This window comes from Janthinobacterium svalbardense (genome assembly GCF_002327145.1).
Taxonomy (GTDB): Bacteria; Pseudomonadota; Gammaproteobacteria; order Burkholderiales; family Burkholderiaceae_D; genus Janthinobacterium; species Janthinobacterium tructae.
In genome coordinates, this window is record NZ_CP023422.1 from 5,571,439 (window position 1) to 5,591,907 (window position 20,469).

Annotated in this window: 20 protein-coding genes; all 20 read right to left on the bottom strand. The window is 64.7% G+C overall.

What is annotated here, in order from left to right; genetic code table 11:
• Positions 1-8 precede the first annotated feature (8 nt).
• The 20 genes from CNX70_RS24805 to ybaK all read right to left on the bottom strand — a co-directional run bounded on the left by CNX70_RS24805 (position 9) and on the right by ybaK (position 20,438).
• On the bottom strand, positions 9-1,403 hold the full coding sequence (locus CNX70_RS24805) for an ethanolamine ammonia-lyase subunit EutB (protein WP_096237722.1): 1,395 nt from the start codon (positions 1,401-1,403) through the stop codon (positions 9-11).
• A gap of 44 nt (positions 1,404-1,447) precedes the next feature.
• Positions 1,448-2,908 (bottom strand): TIGR01777 family oxidoreductase, encoded by a 1,461-nt coding sequence (locus tag CNX70_RS24810; RefSeq protein ID WP_096237723.1) that lies wholly within the window; start codon positions 2,906-2,908, stop codon positions 1,448-1,450.
• On the bottom strand, positions 2,905-3,549 hold the full coding sequence (locus CNX70_RS24815) for a DUF4166 domain-containing protein (RefSeq protein WP_096237724.1): 645 nt from the start codon (positions 3,547-3,549) through the stop codon (positions 2,905-2,907). The genes CNX70_RS24810 and CNX70_RS24815 overlap by 4 nt, the downstream gene beginning before the upstream one ends.
• Complete coding sequence (locus CNX70_RS24820) at positions 3,546-4,103, bottom strand: GbsR/MarR family transcriptional regulator (RefSeq protein ID WP_096237725.1); 558 nt, start codon at positions 4,101-4,103, stop codon at positions 3,546-3,548. The genes CNX70_RS24815 and CNX70_RS24820 overlap by 4 nt, the downstream gene beginning before the upstream one ends.
• Positions 4,104-4,169: 66 nt before the next feature.
• Entirely contained in the window at positions 4,170-5,285 is a 1,116-nt protein-coding gene (locus CNX70_RS24825; RefSeq protein ID WP_244198951.1) for a fatty acid desaturase family protein, read from the bottom strand.
• Positions 5,282-6,397: a sterol desaturase family protein gene (locus CNX70_RS24830; RefSeq protein ID WP_096237727.1), complete on the bottom strand. Its 1,116-nt coding sequence runs from the start codon at positions 6,395-6,397 to the stop codon at positions 5,282-5,284. The genes CNX70_RS24825 and CNX70_RS24830 overlap by 4 nt, the downstream gene beginning before the upstream one ends.
• Positions 6,394-7,032 carry a phosphatase PAP2 family protein gene (locus CNX70_RS24835; protein WP_096237728.1) on the bottom strand — a complete coding sequence of 213 codons (639 nt, stop codon included), beginning with the start codon at positions 7,030-7,032 and terminating at the stop codon, positions 6,394-6,396. The genes CNX70_RS24830 and CNX70_RS24835 overlap by 4 nt, the downstream gene beginning before the upstream one ends.
• Positions 7,029-8,324: a F390 synthetase-related protein gene (locus CNX70_RS24840; RefSeq protein ID WP_096237729.1), complete on the bottom strand. Its 1,296-nt coding sequence runs from the start codon at positions 8,322-8,324 to the stop codon at positions 7,029-7,031. The genes CNX70_RS24835 and CNX70_RS24840 overlap by 4 nt, the downstream gene beginning before the upstream one ends.
• Positions 8,321-9,151, bottom strand: coding sequence for an MBL fold metallo-hydrolase (locus tag CNX70_RS24845; RefSeq protein WP_096237730.1), 831 nt, complete (start codon positions 9,149-9,151; stop codon positions 8,321-8,323). Before CNX70_RS24845 ends, CNX70_RS24840 begins: the two co-directional genes overlap by 4 nt.
• Positions 9,144-10,181, bottom strand: coding sequence for an NAD-dependent epimerase/dehydratase family protein (locus CNX70_RS24850; protein ID WP_096237731.1), 1,038 nt, complete (start codon positions 10,179-10,181; stop codon positions 9,144-9,146). The genes CNX70_RS24845 and CNX70_RS24850 overlap by 8 nt, the downstream gene beginning before the upstream one ends.
• Positions 10,182-10,191: 10 nt before the next feature.
• Entirely contained in the window at positions 10,192-11,172 is a 981-nt protein-coding gene (locus CNX70_RS24855) for a 3-oxoacyl-[acyl-carrier-protein] synthase III C-terminal domain-containing protein (protein WP_096237732.1), read from the bottom strand.
• Between the two features lie 49 nt (positions 11,173-11,221).
• The gene (locus CNX70_RS24860; protein WP_096237733.1) at positions 11,222-12,130 is read right to left on the bottom strand and encodes an ion transporter; all 909 of its coding nucleotides are present in this window, start codon (positions 12,128-12,130) and stop codon (positions 11,222-11,224) included.
• Between the two features lie 92 nt (positions 12,131-12,222).
• Positions 12,223-13,974, bottom strand: coding sequence for a cation:proton antiporter domain-containing protein (locus tag CNX70_RS24865; protein WP_096237734.1), 1,752 nt, complete (start codon positions 13,972-13,974; stop codon positions 12,223-12,225).
• A 111-nt stretch (positions 13,975-14,085) separates the two neighbouring features.
• Positions 14,086-15,318: a metal-dependent hydrolase gene (locus tag CNX70_RS24870; protein WP_096237735.1), complete on the bottom strand. Its 1,233-nt coding sequence runs from the start codon at positions 15,316-15,318 to the stop codon at positions 14,086-14,088.
• Between the two features lie 102 nt (positions 15,319-15,420).
• Positions 15,421-17,082, bottom strand: coding sequence for a GDYXXLXY domain-containing protein (locus CNX70_RS24875; RefSeq protein WP_096237736.1), 1,662 nt, complete (start codon positions 17,080-17,082; stop codon positions 15,421-15,423).
• Complete coding sequence (locus CNX70_RS24880; protein WP_096237737.1) at positions 17,079-18,044, bottom strand: DUF2157 domain-containing protein; 966 nt, start codon at positions 18,042-18,044, stop codon at positions 17,079-17,081. The genes CNX70_RS24875 and CNX70_RS24880 overlap by 4 nt, the downstream gene beginning before the upstream one ends.
• Positions 18,045-18,088: 44 nt before the next feature.
• On the bottom strand, positions 18,089-18,379 hold the full coding sequence (locus CNX70_RS24885; RefSeq protein WP_096237738.1) for a DUF427 domain-containing protein: 291 nt from the start codon (positions 18,377-18,379) through the stop codon (positions 18,089-18,091).
• Positions 18,380-18,448: 69 nt separating this feature from the next.
• Positions 18,449-19,114, bottom strand: coding sequence for a DsbA family oxidoreductase (locus CNX70_RS24890; RefSeq protein WP_096237739.1), 666 nt, complete (start codon positions 19,112-19,114; stop codon positions 18,449-18,451).
• A 90-nt stretch (positions 19,115-19,204) separates the two neighbouring features.
• Complete coding sequence (gene plsY, locus CNX70_RS24895; protein WP_243136053.1) at positions 19,205-19,849, bottom strand: glycerol-3-phosphate 1-O-acyltransferase PlsY; 645 nt, start codon at positions 19,847-19,849, stop codon at positions 19,205-19,207.
• Between the two features lie 97 nt (positions 19,850-19,946).
• Positions 19,947-20,438, bottom strand: a complete 492-nt coding sequence (ybaK, locus tag CNX70_RS24900) for a Cys-tRNA(Pro) deacylase (protein ID WP_096237741.1) — start codon at positions 20,436-20,438, stop codon at positions 19,947-19,949.
• Positions 20,439-20,469 lie beyond the last annotated feature (31 nt).

The window sequence follows — 20,469 nt, forward strand, 5'->3', positions numbered from 1 at the left end:
GCGTCAATTTACACTTGCGCCCCCAGGCGATGCAGGGCCGCCTGGAAGGCCGGTGCCAGCGCCGTGCGCAAAAGGCCCTGCGCATCGGTGATCTGCATGCGCGCCAGCCAGGCTGCGAATTCGGGCGCCGGACGCAGGCCCAGCACGCGGCGCGCATACAGCGCGTCGTGGAACGAGGTGCTCTGGTAGCCCAGCATGATGTCGTCCGCGCCCGGCACGCCCATGATGAAATTGCAGCCGGCCACGCCCAGCATGGTCAGCAAGGCATCCATGTCGTCCTGGTCCGCCTCCGCATGGTTGGTGTAGCACACGTCGCAGCCCATGGGCAGCCCAAGCAGCTTGGCGCAGAAATGGTCTTCCAGCCCCGCGCGCATGATCTGCTTGCCGTCATACAGGTACTCGGGGCCGATGAAGCCCACCACCGAATTGACCAGCAGCGGTTGATACGCGCGCGCCACCGCATACGCGCGCGCTTCGCACGTCTGCTGGTCCATGCCGTGATGCGCGCCGGCCGACAGGGCGCTGCCCTGCCCCGTCTCGAAATACATGACGTTGTTGCCCACGGTACCGCGCCCCAGCGACAGGGCCGCCGCCTGTCCCTCGGCCAGCAGGGACAAGTCGATGCCAAAGCTGCGGTTGGCCGCCTGCGTGCCCGCCACCGACTGGAACACTAGGTCGACGGGCGCGCCGCGGCGTATCGCTTCGATGGTATTGGTAATGTGCGTGAGCACGCAGGACTGGGTGGGGATTTGGTACTGGTCGATGACGGCATCGAGCAGGTGCAGCAGCGAGACCACCTGCGCCACATTGTCGGTAGCGGGATTGATGCCGATCACGGCGTCGCCGCTGCCCAGCAGCAGGCCATCGAGGATCGACGCCGCAATCCCCGTGGCGTCGTCCGTCGGGTGATTCGGTTGCAGCCGCGTGGACAGGCAACCATCCAGGCCCAGAGTATTGCGAAAGGCCGTGACGACTTTACATTTCCTGGCCACCAGCACCAGGTCCTGCAGGCGCATGATTTTTGAGACGGCGGCCGCCATTTCCGGCGTGATGCCGGCGGCGACGCGCGCCAGCGTTGGCGTATCCGTCGCGTCGTCGAGCAGCCAGTCGCGAAAGTCGCCCACGCACAGGTGCGCGATGGGGGAAAACGCGGAGCGCTCATGGCTATCGATGATCAGGCGCGTGACTTCATCGTCTTCGTACGGCACCAGCGCTTCATTGAGGAAGGTCAATAGCGACACTTCCGCCAGCGCCAGCTGCGCCGCCACCCGCTCGCGCGCGCTGGCCGCCGCTACGCCCGCCAGCACGTCGCCCGAACGCAGCGGCGTGGCCTTGGCCAGCAGCTCCTTCAGGCTGGCGAACTGGTAAACATGGCTGTCTATCGTATGGCTGAAGCGGGGCATAGATTGTGCTCCAAGGCATATCCAATGCCCCATTCTACGCCAGGCTAGAGGCTGCGCAGCGCGCCTTCCAGCTGCGGATGGCGGAAGACAAAACCGTCGGCCAGCAAGCGGCGCGGGGCGATCCTTTGACCTTCCACCAGCAAGTCGGCCTGCTCGCCCAGCAAGGCGCGCATGAGGAAGGCTGGCGTGGGCATGATGCTGGGGCGGTGCAGCACGGTGCCCGCCACCTGGGCGAAGCGGCGCTGTTCGATGGCTTCGGGCGCGCAGAAGTTAAAGGCGCCGCTCACCGCGCCCTGTTCGCTGCGGCGCGCCAGATGGGCGATGCCGCGGATCACGTCGCGCACATGCACCCACGACACCCATTGCTTGCCGCTACCGAGCGGGCCACCCACGCCGAAGCGGATCGGCAAGAGCATCTGCGGCAGCGAACCCTGGTGGCCAAACACGAGGCCAAAGCGCATGCAGCCCACCTGCACGCCAAATTTCTCCGCCTGGCGCGCGGCCGCTTCCCATTCCTGGCACAGCTGCGACATGAAGATGGCTTGCGGCGCGTCGTCTTCAGCCAGTTCCGTCGCGTCGCCCTGCGGCTGCACGCCGTAATAGCCGATGGCCGACGCCGACAGCAGCACGCGCGGCTTGTGCTGCGCGCGGGCGATCCACGCCACCAGTTCCTGCGTCAGCACCACACGGCTGCGGCGCAAGGCGGCCTTGCGCGCGTCCGTCCAGCGCTTGCCGACGATGCGCGCGCCGGCCAGGTTGACCACCATGTCGATGCGCTGCGCATCCGCCAGTTCGTTCAGCGACTGAATGCAGCGCACCCGGCCGTCGAAGGTCCACGCGGCCTGCTTCGGCTGGCGCGTCAGCACCGTCACCGCGTGACCGTCGGCCAGCAAGGCGCTGACCAACTGCTGGCCGATGAAACCCGTGGCGCCCGTTACCAGCACGGACTGCGGTGTACTGGCAAACTGCAAATCCTCCGTCTCTTTTTCCGCCACCTCTTTGCGCCGCCCCAGCTGCCACACGGCATACGCGTCGCGCAGACCGGACAAACCCACGCCCACGCCGCACAGGGCGAGGAAGACGCTGAGCCAGCCATACGGCTGCCACACGAGGGCCGTCGGCAAGGTCGCCCACTCGCTGCTGTTCAGGGCCAGCAGCGCGATGAAGGCGCCTGCATTGATCGCCAGCACCGTGTGCGTGACCCGCTCCGTGGCAGGCAAGAGGCGGGTCTGGTCTTCCACCACGAAGTCCCACAGGGTCAGCACGATTTCCACGCCAAACACGATCACCAGCACCCAGGCCCAGGCGCCATGCCACTCCCAGGCGGCCAGGCCGACGAACAGCAGGCTGTAGATCAGCGCACGCGTGGCGTGGATGGTCAATTCCAGGCGCGCCGAGGCCTTTTGCGGCAACGCTTCCGTGATTTCATGGTGGTAGATGGTGTCGAAGGCGCCCAGGCAGCCTTGCGCCGCCATCAGTTGCAGGGCCAGCAGATGCGTATTCATGGTGTCTCCTTGTGAATTTCCGGCGCGGCGGATTCGCGGAACACGCCGACCTGGGTAAACGTGGTGCCGAACAGGGCGTGGCGGATCTCGATGCGGATGTTGAACTGCTGCGGCGTGTCGTTGCGGTGGCACAGATAGGTCTTGCCCGGCGTGAGCACGCCGGGCAGCGGCAGGCGCCAGCCGAAAAGATCGAGAAAATAGCCGTCGCTGGTGAAATGCAGGTTGCCATCCTCGACGTGCAACAGCAGCTTCATGCCCAGGCCCATGCCCACGTATTCGAGCACTTCGCCTTTTGCGCTTTCGGCCATGTAGGACGTGAAGCGGATCGGCGCGCGGCCATGCAGGCGGTAAGTGCGCTGCTTGAAGATGAAGGGGCACGCGGGACGCGAATAGACTTCGATATCCACGGGGAAGTCGTGATCGTCATACGGGATCAGGGCGCCGTCGATGAAGGGGCGCGTCAGCCAGCCCAGTACCTTGCCCAGGCGCGAACTGGTCAGCTCACTGAGCTCGCCCCGGTAGTACAGGGGCTGGCCCGGCGCGGGATTTTTCTCGAAGCGGCGACGGATGTCCGGGTGCAGCGTCAGCCACTGCTCGCCCATGACCTTCCTGAACAGCTCTCCTTCGGACGGGCCGTTCATGGTTTTTTACCTGGCTTGCCCGGCTTGTCGTCCGGGCTGAGGAACTTGGCCACCTTGCCGCCCATGGACAGCATGCGCTGCAGGGTAGCCGGCGGCAGGTTTTTATAGTCGCTGTAGGTGCTGCTGAGCATTTCCAGGAAGGCCAGCACTTCGCCCATGCGCGCGAGCGTTTCCGGCGGTATCGCCGCATCCTGTTCGCCCTCGATCGCGCATTCGCGCAGCACCGTCAGGGTGGGATCGATCTCGCGCCGCTTGCGCTCTTCCATGATGACGCGGAAGATTTCCCACACATCCTGCAGGGCGACAAAGTGGTCGCGCCGGTCTCCCATCACGTGCGTGATGCGCGCCAGGCCCCAGCTTTGCAATTCCTTCAGGCTGTTGCTGACGTTCGAGCGAGCCACGTTCAGGCTGGCCGCGATGTCTTCCGCCGTCAGCGGTTCGTTGGCCAGGAACAGCAGCGCGTGGATTTGCGCCACCGTGCGGTTGACGCCCCAGCGGGTGCCCATCTCCCCCCAGTGGAGGATGTATTTCTGAGTAGTCGGGCTTAATTCCATGATTTCTCTTATTTCTGTCGTTGCAGAAATGTAAGACGAAACAGAAATCGAGTCAAGCACGATTCGTCAGGTGCGTGCGGGCGGCTGCCCCATGGCGCGCAGGAAGGCTTGCTGCGAGGCGTGCAGTTGGCTGTAACCGAGTTCGCGGTACACGAGGCCGTGGCGTGGCGCCAGTTCGGCGATGATGCGCGCCAGCGCCGGGTAGTGGCGGTGGTTCCAGGTGGGGAACAGATGGTGCGTCAGATGCAGGTTCAAGCCGCCGAGCCAGTAGCCGAGCCAGCGCAAACGGCGCGGTTGCGGCGTCCAGTCGCAAGCCGTATAAAAGGTGTGCTGATACCAGTCGTGCGGCAGGGTGCCGTCCGCACCCGGCTGGAAAAACTCCACTTCGGCCCAGTGCGTGCCGAGGATCAGCGCCACCAGCGCGCACGAGGCGAGCATCTGGCCCACGAAATACGCGCCCAGCACCACGCCCCAGCCTATGCCCTGCTGCTGCAGCACCCACATGGGCAGCGCCAGCACCAGCGCCACGTGGCCCAGCTTCCAGCCCAGGAACGACAACCAGCCGCGCCAGCCCTGCAGACGGCTGTGCGCCGCCACGGGCGTCTTGCCGAAGCGGTCCAGCCAGTCGCCATACCAGTTCAGATAAGGCAGCGACAGGGCCGCTACCACGGGCCAGTACAGGTATTGATAGCGGTACTGCGGCGACCAGCGTTGGAACGGTGTCTGGCGCAGGAAGGGGTTCGGTTCCGTGTCGAGGTCATAGCCTTCCACGTTGGCATACGTGTGATGAAAGTGCACGTGACGGATGGTCCAGAAATCCGTGTCCACGCCCACGGGCAAGCCCACCAGGCGGATCAGGATGCGGTTCAGGCGTCCCCGGCGGAAGACGGCGCTGTGGGCCGCGTCATGCAAGGCATTCATGGCCAGCGCCATGGCCGCGACCAGGCAGGCGACATAGCTGGCGACAAACGGCCAGGTGCTGTCGGCGTTCAAGGCCAGCGCATACAGCCCCACCGTCAGCGCGGCCAGGAACACGGCTTTCGCATGCAGGCGCAGGTCGCCAAAGCGGTGCGTTCCTTCGCTGGCGAGATAGGCGTCGGCGCGCGCGCGCAGTTCGCGGCGGAAGGCCGAATCGCGCGCGGGCTGGAAGCGCAGCGGCGGCAACGAAGGCAAAGGCGTCACGCGCGCGTCCCTGCCGCTGCGGGCCACCACAGGCGGCGCGCGCCGTCGAGGCCATGCGCCAGCAGCGCGGCCAAAAACACCATGCCCCAGGCGTCGCGCGCGCCATACCAGCCCAGATACAGGATCGGCATGGCCAACGCGATGGCGACCCAGGCGATGGCACCCCAGCGCCGCGCATCGGACAAGCCGCCCAGCGCCAGCGTACCGCCAAAGATCAGCGCGAACAGGATCGCCTGCTGCGCGCCGGCCAGCGCCGCCTCGTGGTTGACGTAATAGATCACCAGGCCAAACAGGATCACGCCGCCGATGCCGATGAACAGTTCGGGTACCTCGAAAGTGCCGCGCGACTGCCAGTGGGGAAAGCGCGCGCGCAGCCATGTAAATAATTTTCCGTTGCTGGCCAACAGAGGGTTGTGCGTGGGTGTCATGCCCTTCACGCCATAGCGCATTTCCACGCCGTCGAGTTCCGGTTGGAAGCTGCCGAACAGCCTGTCCCACAGCAGCAGGGTGCCGCCGAAATTGCGGTTGATGTAGCGTTTATCCGTGCCGTGGTGCACGCGGTGGTGCGACGGCGTGACCATGAACTTGTCGAGGATGCCGGACTTGTTCACCAGTGCATTGTGGTTATACAACTGCACCGTGTAATGCAGCGACGAGACGACGAGGAAGATTTCCAGCGGCACGCCCAGCACGGCAAGGATGGCAATGAAGGGAAAATTCGTCAGCGACGAATACCAGGAATTGCGCACGCCCAGCGACAGGTTGAAATGCTCGCCCTGGTGGTGCACCACGTGCACGGCCCACAGCAGCGGGATTTTATGGTGCAGCCGGTGCATCCAGTAAAAGCACAGGTCCCAGGCAAAAAAAGCGAAGACCCATTGCACGGCCACGGGCCACTGGTCGACGATGTGCAGGTTCACATGGCGCAGCAGCAGGGCGAAGGCCGCAACTTCCACGCCACGGAACACCCACATCAGGATATGGCCGGAATTGAGATTGAAAATCACGTCTTTCCACGGCACCGGCGTCTTGCGCACCCATTTGAGGATCAGCAGTTCGGCCAGCACGAAGGCCAGCATGATCAAAAACGACAGGGCAAAGGGATTCATCATGATGCGGTTTCAGTGGAAATGGCGCGGCGGGTAAGCCAGAATACCTGCATTTTCGCCAGCATGCCGCCAGCGATGCCAACAGCCAGGCCGGCGGCCAGGTCTATGCTGACATGCCGGCGCAGCGCGATGATGGCGTAGCAGATGGCCACGCCCAGCACCAGGGCCAGCGCGGAGCGCAGCAGGTGGCGTTTGTCGTACAAGGCCCACACGCATAATAATGTCAGGGCGCCGTGCAGCGACGGCAGGCAGTTTTGCGCGGAGTCCGCCGCCTGCAGCATGCGCAGCGCCTGCGTGCTCCAGGCATTCCCGTCACCCACGGGCGGATACGCGAGCGTGGTCGGGTACAGCAGGAAGACCACGCCGCAAGCCAGCGCGGAGAGCGCCATGGCGCGCGCCAGCCAGCGCACTCTCGCCGCATCGGCCGCCAGATAGGCGTACGGGATCAGGATGAAGAAAGACAGATACAGCCAGATGGCGGCGTCGCTGTAGGGAATGGCGCGATCCAATGCCGTTTCCGGCAGCAGCACCCCCTGCCCTTGCAGCACATCGCTGGAAAAATACACGAGGCAGACGCTGCCCCAGCCAGCCAGCAAATGCAGCAGGCGGCAAGCTAAAGTCATGGAAGAAGGGTTCATGCGCTTGCAAGGCGCCGGATGCGGCGCCGTTTCATGGTGGGGTCAAAGGGAGGCAGTTCGCCACTCACCGTCCAGGCCAGGCCGTCGACGGCCACGCCCAGCCCGCGCAGCACCGCTGCCAGATGTGCGCGCAAGGCCGCCAGGCCAGCGTCGTCCAGGGCCGCATGCAGCAGCAAGGCGCTGTCGCCCTGCTGCACCAGGCGGTAGTCGGCGTCCGGCGGCAAGGCTTGCGCGAAGGCGCGCGTCAACACGTCGGCAAACACGGCGACGGGGGCGGCGCCGCGCGCGGACGGCAGCAGCAAAAGGTCGTCGCAGCGCCCTTCGATGCCATCGATGGCGCGGGTGGCGCGGCCGCACGGACATGGCGTGGCACGCGCGAGCAAAATATCGTCGAGGCGGTAGCGCACGATGGGCTGCGTCATGCGCGTAAAGTCCGTAATCACGGGCACAAAACGACGTTCTTCAGCGTCGAGCCATTGCGGCTCGATGTGTACGTATTCCTCGTTCAGGTGCAGCACGCCGTGTTCGCAGCTGCTGGCAAGAAAACCCTCGGTGGCCTGGTAGATTTCATGCACGGCGCCGAACGCCTGCACGATCAGCGCGCGGTCCTGCGCTTCCAGCACTTCGGCGACCGAGATGACCTTTTTCGGCGCCAGCGCCAGGCTGCCATCGATGACACGCAAGGACAGCTGGCGCAGCACCTGGGCCGGCGCGACGATGACGGAAGGTTGATAGCGCGCCAGCTGCGCGCACAGGCTGTCGAACGGTTTGAACAGGTCGTAGAACGCAAAGGTCAGCCACGGCGAGCGCACGGCCGTGTACAGATTGCTGTTCGCGCGCAGGAACAGCGCGACTCGTTCGCCGGAAAACAGGCCGTCGGGCAGCGCCTTGGCCAGCATCACACCAGCCCATTGGGCCTTTTCGCGGGGGCTGATGGTAAACACGGCGCGCCGCGACGAGGTGCCGGACGACAGGCCTACGGTGATGTCGCCGACGGCGGGCGTGAAGTCGCGGCTATGCTCGGCCGCCATGGCCGCGTCCATGGCCTGCGCCAACGTGACGCCCTCCGTGTTCATGGCGTCGAAATGCTCAAGCATCAGCGCCTTGTTCATGGTAGGCCACTGCGCCAGGGGAAGCGCGCGATAGGGAGCGAAATAGCGGCTGCGCGCGCACAGGGTGTCGATGAAACGCGCCAGCTGCTCCTGCTGGTAACTTTCCAGCTGCGCGCGGTCGGTAAAACGCAGGCGGCGCGTGCGCCAGTACGACAGCAATAACCAGAAAATACGCTTCACGGACGGCCCGCCACAGGTAAATAATCGAGCGTATCTTCATGCGTGATGCGAATCTGCGCATTGCCCGACTGGTGCAGCTGGTGCAGCCGGTTCAGGGTGGCGTAGTATGGCGCGCGCTTGTGCTGGATGATGAACGACAGTTCGGACGGCCCGCGCAGCTGCTGAAAACTCTCCGGCACCCAGGCCGCGTCCGAAGCCAGCAAGGTCCAGCCGCCGTCCTGCAGCACGAAGGCACCCAGATGGCCGATGGCGTGGCCGGGCAAGTCGACGATGTAAATCTCGCCTGTGCCGCTGACGTCGCGCCCGTGCGTAAACGGCAGCAGGGCCGCCGGCAAGGCCGTCTCGGGCACGCTTTCGACAAAAGCCAGGCGGTCGGCAATATCGGGCGGCAGCAGCTCGGGCACGAAGGCCTGGCGCACGGCAGCCACGCCGGACAGGCCGCGCACGGCGTCCCAGCCGGTTTGGGAGGCCATCAGCCGCGCGCCGGGAAAGTCGCGCAGGCCGGCGATATGGTCGGCGTGGAAATGCGACAGCAGCAAGGTGTGGATGTCGCCGGGCGATACGCCGTGCGCGCGCAACTGGCCATGCAGCGATTCATTCTCGTCAAACGAAATCGGCGTCACCCACGCGTACAGGCGGTACACGCCTTTCGATGTGGCGGCGCGGAAGTGTTCGGCGTACCCCGTGTCCCACAGGTACAGGCCCGCGCGCGTTTCGATCAGGTAGGCGCGCGAGGGGAAGCAACGGCTGGCCAGCCCGCTGCCTTTCAAGACCATGCACGAGGGATGTGTGCAATGGCCGACGCGAAATGCGGTGATGCTAGCCATTGCGTTCCTTGCCCACCTTGTGCGCCGCCGCTTCCTGGCGCATCCACTGCGCCGTCAGGGCGATGCCTTCCTGCAGGCTGACGATGGGACGGTAGCCGAGCACCTTGCGCGCCTTGGCATTATCGAGCGTCATGTCGAAACTGAGCGCGCCGATGCTGTAAGGCGTGAGCGATGGCTCGCGCCCCGTAAAACGCGAAGCGAACTGCATCAGGCGCGCCGCCAACGCCAGCACGCGGTAGGGCACGCTGACGATCTGGAACGGCTGCTGCAGGTGCTCGCAAAACAGCGTATGCAAAATGTCGCACAGGCGCGCCGGTTCGCCATTCGTGATGTTGAAGGCGGCACCGGAAGCGATGGTCTTGTGCACGGTGGCCAGCCACATCGCGTGCACGACGTTGTCGACATAGGTGATGTCGATGCTGACCGCGCCGCCATTGGGCAGCGGCAGCTTGCCGCCGCGCTCCTGCAGCACGCGCGCCAGGCGCGGAATCAGCACCTGGTCGTACGGGCCGAAGATGGCGCGCGGGCGCAGGATCACGCACGTCATGCCGCGATGCCGGTCGACCGACTCCTGCACCAGCTTTTCCGCCATCGCCTTGGAGCGCGCATACGCGTTGACGAAAGCGTCGGGGCGGAAGGTTTCCGGCACCTCGTAGCGGTTGCGGTAATCGAAATACATGGCCGGTGTGGAGATGTGCACGAAGCGCGCCACGTGCAAGCTGGCGGCCGCGCGCAGCAGCTGGCCCGTGGCCGTGACGTTGGCGGCGATGAAGTCGCGCTCGGCGCCCCACGGCGAGGACAGCGCGGCGCAGTGCCAGACGGTGTCCATGCCGCGCACCAGCTCATCGACCTGGCGCGGCGAGGCTTGCGCCAGATCGAGCGCGACGAATTGCGCACCCATGCGCTCCAGTTCACGGCCGACAGCGGCGTTGCGGCCCGTGGCGCGCACTTCCACGCCCTGCGCCAGCAGAGTGCGCACGGCATTGCGCCCCAAGCCGCCCGTCGCTCCCGTGACCAGTATCCGCCTCATCGCACCACCTTCACAGATCAAGAATCATGCCGCCGATGGTCAGGCCTGCGGCCGTGCCCATCATCAGCAAACGCTGGCCGGTCACGGCCCGCCCCGTCATCACCGCCTCGTGCAGGGCGGTAGGCAAGGAGGCCGCCACCTGGTTGCCATGCGTTTCAAAGATCTTGATGATTTTAGCATCGGGAACGTCGAGGATGCGCGCCGCATGCGCGAGGCCCAGCGGGCTGGCCTGATGCGGCACGACCACGTCGACTTTCTCCAGGCCGGCGCCCGATTCCTGCATGAGTTCCGCGAGGAAATCTGGCATCACCTTGACGGCCAGGCGGAACACGGCCTTGCCATCCATGCGGAACAGGTAATCGCCCGGTTCGCAGCCGTTGCGCGGATTGCGCTCGGTGCCGCCGCCGCGAATTTCGCAGTAGCGCCGCCCTTCCGGATACGTGCCCATCTTGTAGGCGCGGATGCCGGCGCTGCCGTCACCGCGCTCGACGATGACGGCGGCGGCGCCGTCGCCAAAGATCATCGACGCTTCCGGCTCGCTCCAGTCGACCCCGCGCGAGGCGAGATCGGACGAGACGATGGCGATGCGCCGGTAGGCGCCACCGGCCAGCATGGACGCGGCCACGCGGAAGGCGGCCATGAAACTGAGGCAGCTGGCGTTGACGTCGAAGCTTTGCGTGCCTGGCGGCAAGCCCGCATGTTCGGCCACGAAGCAGGCCGTGTTCGGCAAAGCCTGCTCGGGCACGCCGCAGGCGCAGATCAGCAAGTCGATGTCGGACGGACGCAGGCTGGCGTTCTTCAGCGCGTCGAGCAGGGCAGCGGCGCCCAGCTGGCTCTGCGATTCATCGGGCGCGGCGACAAAGCGCGACAGCACGCCGCTCTTGCGCAGGGTGTAGCCAGCCGGATGGCCCAATTTCAGGTCCAGGCTGGCGGAAGTCACGCTATGCGACGGCACGGCTTTGCCCGTCGCGATCAGGCGAACTGGAATCATGTTGGCCTTAACAAAGTAAAGTAAATACGGTTGATGAAGGGTTTATCAGCTAATCGCGTGCCAGCGGCGGCAATGCAACGCCGCAGTTCTTGCAGAAATTGGCATCGTCATCGAGCCCTTCTTTCAGGCACGTGGGACAGGTACGCGTGGTGACCAGCTTGGAACTGCGCTGTACCGTCATTTCGGCACTGATAATGCCGGTAGGCACTGCCAGGATGCCCCAGCCGAGCAGCATCATCAGAGAAGCGATGGTGCGCCCGATGTCGGTGCGCGGCGTGATATCGCCAAAACCCACCGTGGTCATGGTGCTGATGGCCCAGTATATCGACGTGGGGATGCTGCTGAAACCGTGATCGGGCCCTTCCACGACATACATCACAGTACCCAACAGAAAGACCACCATCATGACAAAAGACAAGAAAATGAGGATCTTGCGCCGGCTGGCCACCAAGGCCCGCCCCAGCACCGTGTATTCATGCACATACGACGTGAGCTTGAGGATACGGAACATGCGCAGCAGGCGCAAAATACGCACGTCGATCAGCACATGCGCGCCCGGCAACAGCAAGCCGATGTAGGTCGGCACGATGGCCAGCAAGTCGATAATGCCGAAAAAACTCTTGGCGTAGCGCACCGGATGCTGCAGGCATGCCAGGCGGGCACAATATTCGATGGTAAACAAAATGGTGAAAAACCATTCCAGCGCCGTCAGCCAGGTGCCATAGCGCTCGGCCACGGAGGCGACACTGCTGAGCACGACCACCGTCACGCTGATCAGGATGGCGGCGATCAGCAGCAGGTCGAAGGCGCGGCCCGTGCGCGTTTCCGCCTCGAAAATGACGGTGTACACCTGCTCGCGCCAGCCCCGCTCGGGCTTGCCAAATTTTTGCTGCGTTTCCTGCGCCGCCAATTGCTGCGGCGTCAAGGGTGCTGCTGCGCTCTTCGTCGCGGCTTTCATGTGGGTAGTGTGCTCATATACTATTATTGTATAGATAATTTACAAAGCACGGCGACACGCACGCTTGCGCTACAGCTTTCACTACAACAACACTACGACAGCTTTTTCGCCAGCAACACGGCATTACGCCGGTCGCGTTCGGCCTGCACGATGTCCGTCGTGCGCGCTTCCGACAGGCCCACCGTGTGCAGCACGGTGGCCGTCAGCTGCAGCGCCGACTCCAGCGCCTCGGGCACGACCAGGGTGGCGCCCGCCTGTATCAGGGCCACCGCATGCGCCTCGTCGCGGGCGCGCGCATACACGGGCAGCTGCGGATATTCACGGCGGATCGATTTCACGGCATGCAGCACGGAGGCCGCGTGGTCCATGGTCAGCACCACGGCAGCAGCCCGGTCCGCATTGACTTTTTGCAGCAGTTCCGCGCGCGACGCATCGCCGAAATACACGGGGAAACCGCGCGGATGCAGGGTCGTCACCAGGCGCGCATCATTTTCAATCGCCACATAGGCGATATCCTGTTCCGTCAGCACCTTCGCCAGCAACTGCCCCACCCGGCCAAAACCGGCGATGATGACGGTGCTGCCCTGCGGCGGCAGCGCGCCGCGCGACAGGTCGGCCAGCTGATGGTGGTGGCGCTTTTCCCACCAGTTGCCGAACGCGCGCGCCGCCTTGGCCAGCGCCGGCGTGGCAAACAGGCTCAGGCCCACCACCAGCATGACGAATTGCGCCACCTGCGGACCGATCAGCTTCGTGCCCAGCGCATAAGCGACGACGATGAAGGCGAACTCGCCGCCCTGCCCCAGCAGCACGCCCGTTTCCACGGCACGCCCCCAGTGAAAGCCGCCGAGGCGGAAAATCACGCTGATAACCAGGGTTTTCAACGCAAACAGGCTCAGCACGGCCAAGGGAATCAGAATCGGCGACTTGAGGATTTCGCGCACGTCGATCTGCATGCCCACGGACATGAAGAACAAGCCCATCAGCAAGCCCTTGAAGGGCTCGATCGTCACTTCCACTTCGTGGCGAAATTCCGTCTCCGCCAGCAGCAAGCCGGCCAGCAGGGCGCCCAGCGCCATCGACAGGCCCGCCAGATACGTCAATCCCGCGATGCCCAGGGTGCTGAGCAGGGTCAGGGCCATGAACACGTCCGGCTGGCGTTTCTTGACGAAAAACTGGAACAGGGGGCGAATCACGCGGCGCCCCAGCAGATAGATCAGCAGGATGGCGCCCGCCGATTTCACGGCCGCAAAGCTGAGCAGATACGCCAGGTCGTCGCTGCGCCCGCTGGCGAACACGTCGATCAGGATGAACAGCGGCACCACCATCAGATCCTGGAACATCAAAATGGAAAAGCCCGCCTGGCCAGCCGGCGTCTGCAGCGAGCGCTGGTCGGTCAGCAGCTGCATCACCACGGCCGTGGACGACAGCGACAGCACCAGGCCCAGCACGATGGACGCTTCCAGCGACAAGCCGAAGTAATACGCCACGCCGCCGATCAGGCAAGCGCTGACCGCCACCTGCCCCACGCCCGCGCCAAACACCCAGCGCCGCAGCGCCCACAGCCGTTCCGTCGACAGTTCCAGGCCGATCATGAACATCAAAAACATCACGCCCAGCTCGGCCAGGCCGCTGACCTGCTCGGCGCGCACGAACGAAAAATACGTCAGCCACGTGAAATCGCCGGCCCACAAGCCGAAGCCGAACGGGCCGAACAGGGCACCGACGGCCAGGAAACCGAGCACCTGGTTAACTTTCAGGCGTTGCAATAGCGGAATAAAAATCCCGGCCAGGGCAAGAAACAGCAGGGTTTCTCGCAGATAGGGTAAGGCGTGTTGCTCTTCCAAAATAGTCCTAACTAAATATCATTCTTGCTGAATTGGTAGTGTCGCATGCTGGGCCACGGCGAAGCAGGCCCACACGCGATATTTTTTTCCTAAAAGCAACACATCCGTTCTCTATTTCGGCGGCGCCAGCATGTCGGCACGGGGGCGGTCCCAGCCCGGCACGTAGGCGGGACACGGGCGGCTGCGGAACTGCGCCAGTTCCACGCTCGTAAAATTGGGCAGCATGCCGGGGTTGAAACGCACGTCCGTCAGCTTGTCCGCATGCAACCGGGGCATGCGGGCAAAGCGGAACCAGGCGTCGACATAGCAATTGTCCGCCTGCAAGGTGCGCAAGGCGGCCAGGCTGCCCGCCGCCTGCGCGGAGACGGCAATGCCGGGCGCCAACGGCTGTCCTTGCTTGCCCGTCTCGGCCAGCCCCGCCGGGCAGGCGGCAGGCGCCAGCGATTCGGGCAGCAGGCTCAGGGTGCCGCGCCGCAGGGTGTACACGTCCGTCTTGCTGTCGAGCGAGACATAGATCCAGCACAGCGGGTTGCTGGGAAACGCCGTCATCGCCACATCCCACACGCGCGTGCCGGGGTCCAGGCGCTGCACGGCCGCCTCGATGCGCGTACGGCCGATGGCCGAGGCCACGCCCTGCGTGCCGATGAAGGTGGCCGCCAGCGCGAAGGCCAGCAGCAGCGCTCCCCGTCCCCGCTCGCCGGCGCGCCCTTGCAGCACGGCCAGCACCACGCCCAGCCCCAGCAAGACAGCCAGCGAAGCGGGTGCCAGGTAGGATTGATAGGTGAAGAAACACAGGGCCGCCGCCAGCGCGGCCAGCAGCACGCTTTTGACGATGCCGTAGCGCAAGGACATGATCACGGGCACGCCCAGCAGCACCCAGAACATGGGTTCGACAATGAAAACCATGTCGCCATACAGCCAGCGGCTGTCGAACGGATAAAACGGGTGCAAGCCATAGGAATTGAGGAAATCCATGCCCATATGCAAGCAGAATCCCAGCAGCAAACAGGCCGCCAGGCCCACTCTGGCGGGCACGCTGTCCTTCAACAGGCGGCGCGCGCCGGGCCACAGCAGCCATAGCAGGGCCAGCAACAGCAGCGCCTGCGGCAAGGCCAGCAGCAAGGTATGCGTATGGCCACGGTGGTGCAGCATATAGCCGAACGGGCGCGGCAGCAGCTTGGTCAGCACCAGGTCCAGGTCGGGCGCGTTGCTGGCAAACCAGGCCGTAAACAGAAACAGCGCACGCCGGGTGCGCTGGGCGGGGGGGTGCGGCTCGGGCGGCAGGCTGCGATGTAGCAGTTCGCCGACCCCGAGGCCGATGACCGAATGCGTAATATTATCCATCGGGCAATTTTACAGGATGCGGCCACCCCAAGAGCAAAGGCCGGGGTCGTACCCTCAGGGTACGACCCCGGATTCTGCCATTGGGTTTGTTCAATCAAGCGGTTACAGTGCCTGTAAATCTTCCCCACGCATGCCCACCAGCAAGGCGCGGCCATCGGGCAGCACGCGGAACTCGCCATAGCGGGCCTTTTCCCAGCGCGCCGCTTCGCCTTCCTTGAAGAACCAGGCATCGCTGACCAGCACCCAGTTGCCATCCTTCGGCGTCAGTTCAAGCAGGAATTCGCCGGGCGCCAGCGCCTCTTTGGTGTACGGACGCAGCAGCTCGGCCACCCCGCGCGCATCGCGCCTGGCCACCACGAGGGGCCGGCCGGGCGCCCTGTCCACGCTGGCCAAAGTACTGAGGACGCCGAGGTTGACAAAATTGAGGCGCATGTAGTCGCCCTGCATCAGCGAGCGGGGATCGACGGGTTCCAGCGCCACGAAGATGGCTTGCCCCTTGGCAATCAGTTGCTCTTTCTGCCAGATGCCGCCATTGGCGACCAGCAGCACCAGCAGCAAGCCCCCCAGTACGCCCAGGCGCACGGCGCGATGCTCGGCCGCCACGCCCGCTGGTTTGCTTTCCACCAGATGCAGCACGGCGCCGCGCGTGGCCAGCCACGACAGGGCGCACAGCACGGCGCCGGCCACGGCCAGCAGCGCCGCCTTGCTGGCCAGTGGCCAGGCAAGCTGGTAATAAAAACTGCCGATGATCCACGCCGCCGCCAGCGCGGCCGCCACGGCCACGCGCGTGCGCCCGCTCGTCACGCAATACGCGAGGATCAGCAGCACGGGCCCGAGCGCCGGCATGAACCACGCCAGCACGACCAGCACCAGCGCCACGCCGATGGCGGGCAACTGGCGCAGCGCTGGCCAGCGCCATGCCGTCCAGGCAGCCGCCGCCATGGCCAGCACGAGCGAGACGCCGTTCAAGGCCTGCGCATACCAGGCGACGGCCTGGTGCCGGGTCACTTCGCGCGCCACGTCGCCGGCAATACCACCGCCGAGCGCACCGCCCAGCATGAAGGTCATGCCGGACCAGAAGACCAGTCCCAGCAAGATGGCCAGGACCCACCCCGTCGACAGCGATTCCAGGAAGGCGGCGACGGGTGCGCCGCGGCCATCGTTGAAGGCCTGCTTCTGCAGCCAGTGCGCGCCCAGCCAGAGTGCCAGGGCCAGCATCCAGGCCAGATACAGTTGCGTGGGATCGTTCTCGAAAATCCAGTCGCGCGTGCTATCGATGATGCCCAGCCCCAGCAAACCGCAGGCGACCAGCCCCAGCAGCACGCGCAGCCAATCGCGCGGCAAGGCAGCGGCCACCACCAGGCAGGCCAGGCACAGCAGCAGCGATGCCGTCTGCGTGGAACAATCGCGGTACAGGGCATAGCCGAGCAAGCTGCCGCCCACCAGCAGGCAGGGCACGGCCAACTGCTCGACAAACAGCGCCACGCCGCGCATGCGGATCAGCAGCACAGACACCACCAGCACGATGGCGGCCACGACATACGCGCCGGGACCGTGGCGCACCACGCTTTCCAGGCCTGCGCCCAGCGCCAGGACCAGGGGGATGGCGGCCAGCCAGGCGCCGAAGGCCGTCATCAGCACCAGCGGCCACGGCCGGACATCCTGCAGCGGCCGGGCAGCGCCTGGCGGCAGCAGGCCGGCGCGCGTGGCGTCGTCGATCAGGGTGGCGAGCGCATCGGCTCGCTGACTGTTGATATTGCTCATGCCGCCTCCTGGCGCGTGCGCCACAAAATGCCTTGCACGGTCAGCGCCAGCAGCACGGCCGCAAACAAGCCCAGCATCACCAGCTTGCCGATGCCATCGCCATTGCCACCGCCATTGAACAGCATGTATCCCAGCCCCCACACCAGCAGGGTGTTCAGGCCCAGCGCGACGGCGCTCAGACCGAACACGTCAAACAAGCTGCGCGTGGCCAGCAGGACGGCGGCGACGGCCAGCAAACCCAGCCCGGCCCAGTACGGCGATTCGACTTCGCTGCCGAACAGGGCGCTGACGGCCGTGCCCGTGATGAGGATGGTGGCGAGTACCAGGCCCAGGCGCAAGGCCCAGCTGCCCGCGCCCGTCCAGCGCGCCAGCAGGGGCGAAACAAACGCACAGGCCAGCAGCACGGCCAGCCAGCCGCTGACGAAAATGGTCAAGTCGGCCGAACTGATGCGCCAGCTGTGGTGCGCATGCGCCTGCATCCACAGGGCGGCGGCCGTCGAAAAAATCAGCATCCACGGTGTCCATAGCACGTCGCTGCGCGCCACCAGGCACAGGGGCAAGGCCAGCGCGGCCCACACGGCGAACAGCTGCCACGGATCGGCGCCCGTCTGGTACGTCTGACCGAAATACGCAAACAGGCCGCCGATGGCCAGCAAGGCCAGCAGCAACAAAGGAACTCTCGCCTTGGGTACGGCAAACGCACCCACGCAGGTGGCTGCCAACACGCCTTGCAGCAGGGCAAAGCGGCCCATGCGGCCCAGATCTTCCCAGTTGGCGGCGACCCAGCAGATCAAGCCCATGCCCAGCAGCGCGGCGCCCAGCACGGCCACGCCGCGCGGCAGCCAGTAGGCCAGGCGCGCGGGTTCGCGCTGGAAGCCGGCCACTTCCTGCAACTGCCGGGTTTGTTGGGCATCGAGCGCATGGGCCGAGGCGAGTTGGTACACGGCGAGGCGTAAGTCCATCGTCTGCTTTCTTGGTCAGGAAATAGGGGGCGTCAGGTCAGCGCTCAACGCTCAACGCTCACGCCGCGCCAGAAGGCGACGTGGCCGGCAATTTGCCTGGCGGCGTCCTTGGGCTGGGGGTAATACCAGGCGGCGTTGGCATTCGTCTGGCCATCGACGACAAGGTCGTAATAGCTGGCCGTGCCCTTCCACGGGCAGATGCTGGTGTGGCTGCTCGGACGCAGGTACTCCTGCGTCACCGCCGACAAAGGAAAATACACATTGTTTTCAACGACTTGCACCTGCGCATCGGTGGCTTGCGCAATGACGGCGCCATTCCAGCTGGCTGTTGGCATTTGACTATCCTCCTCTGAGCCGAGTGTAGCGCAAAAAGTCTGCCATGGCGCGCGCCATTGGCGCCCCGCTCAAGCGCCAGCGATGATCTGGCGCAAGGCTTGCTCAAACACTTCGGGCGGCTGGCCGCCGGAAATCAGGTGGCGCTCGTTGATGATGACGGCAGGCACCGAGTTGATGCCGTTCTGCTGGTAGAACTGTTCCTGTGCGCGTACCTCGTCCGCATAGGCATCGGAGGCCAGCAGCTCGGCCGCTTTCACGCTATCGAGGCCCACCTTGCCGGCCACGGCCAGCAGCACCTCGTGCGAGGACGGATTCTGGCCCTGTGTGAAATACGCATCGAACAGCGCCATCTTGAGTGCCTTCTGGCGCCCTTCGATCCCGGCCCAGTGCAGCAGCCGGTGCGCATCAAACGTGTTGTAGATGCGGCCGCGCTTGTCCATGGCGAAGGTAAAGCCCAACTGCTCGCCGCGCGCGCGGATCGCTTCGCGCGACTGCGCCATCTGTTCCGGGCTGGAACCGTATTTGCGGGCGATGTGTTCGCCGATATCCTCGCCTTCGGGCGGCATATTGGCGTTCAGCTCGAAGGGCTGGAAGTGGATCTCGGCCTGGACGGTGCCGTCCAGCTTGTCCAAGGCTTGCTCCAGCGATTTCAGGCCGATCACGCACCAGGGACAGGAAACGTCGGAAACGAAGTCGATACGGATGGGAACGGGTGTGGCGGAAGTGGAACTCATGGTGGGCAGCCTTTGCGCGAGTCGGTGGCGGCCGCACCGCGCGGCGCCGCAAGCACAGCATATGCGTGCGGGCCGCGGGAAATCAAGCGCTTACTTCTTCTTGCCAGCGGCCTTGGCCGCATCCTTCTTGCCGCCGATCTTGCTTTCCTTGCCAGAGAGCAGGTTAGCGATGTTCTGGCTGTGGCGGTAGGCCAGCAGCACGCTCATGACGATGACAGCCAGCAAGATGGGATCGACGCCGAACAGCAAGCCATAGTAAAACGGCGCGAACAGGGCCGCCACCAGCGCTGCCAGCGAAGAATAGCGAAACGCGTAGGCGATGATCAGCCAGGTCGCCAGGGTCGCCAGGCCCAGCCATGGATTGATGCCCAGCAGCACACCGAGGGCCGTGGCCACGCCCTTGCCGCCGACGAAGCGGAAGAACACGGGCCACAGATGGCCGAGGAAAACGGCGATGGCGACCAGGGCCACGGCCGTGTCGCCCACGCCCAGGGCGCTGGCAAAATGGTCAGCCAGGAACACGGCCAGCCAGCCCTTGGCGCCATCGCCCAGCAAGGTCATGATGGCCGCGCCCTTGTTGCCGCTGCGCAGCACGTTGGTGGCGCCCGGATTTTTCGAGCCATAGGTGCGCGGATCGGCAATGCCGTAGACCTTGCTCATCACCACGGCAAACGATATCGAGCCGAGCAAGTAAGCGGCCACTGTCATTGCCACGGTTGTGATTACTGGATTCATTTCTTCCCTTTATTGTGTTTATTGCACCAGCGTCGAGGCTGGCGCAGCAGAATATACACCATGCTCCATGCCCCGCAACAGGCTTTGGACGATTTCCTTAATCCTGCAGCGCGCACTGCACCGGCTTGGCATTGAGCAAATCCATGAGCACCTGCGGCGCCAGCGAGACGAGAAAACCGCGCCGCCCGCCATTGATGTAGATGCGCGGCAAGTCCAGGATGGATTGCTCCACGTACACGGGCATCGCTTTTTTGGTGCCGAACGGCGAGGTGCCGCCGATCATGTAGCCGGAATGGCGCTGCGCCACCTCAGGCTTGCATGGCTCGACGGACTTGCAGCCGATGCCACGCGCCAGGTTCTTGGTCGACACCTTGCAATCGCCATGCATGAGCACGATCAACGGCTTGGCCGTCTCGTCCTGCATCACCAGGGTCTTGATCACCGCATGTTCGGGCACCCCCAGCTCGCGCGCCGAGACGCTGGTGCCGCCGTGCTCCTCGTAGGGATAGGGGTGTTCATCGAAGGAAACCTGATGCTTGCGCAGCAGCTGCGTCGCCTGAGTTTCGGAAATATGCTCTTTTTTAGCCATGCGTGATACGCTGATCGTTCAGTGAGGAGTG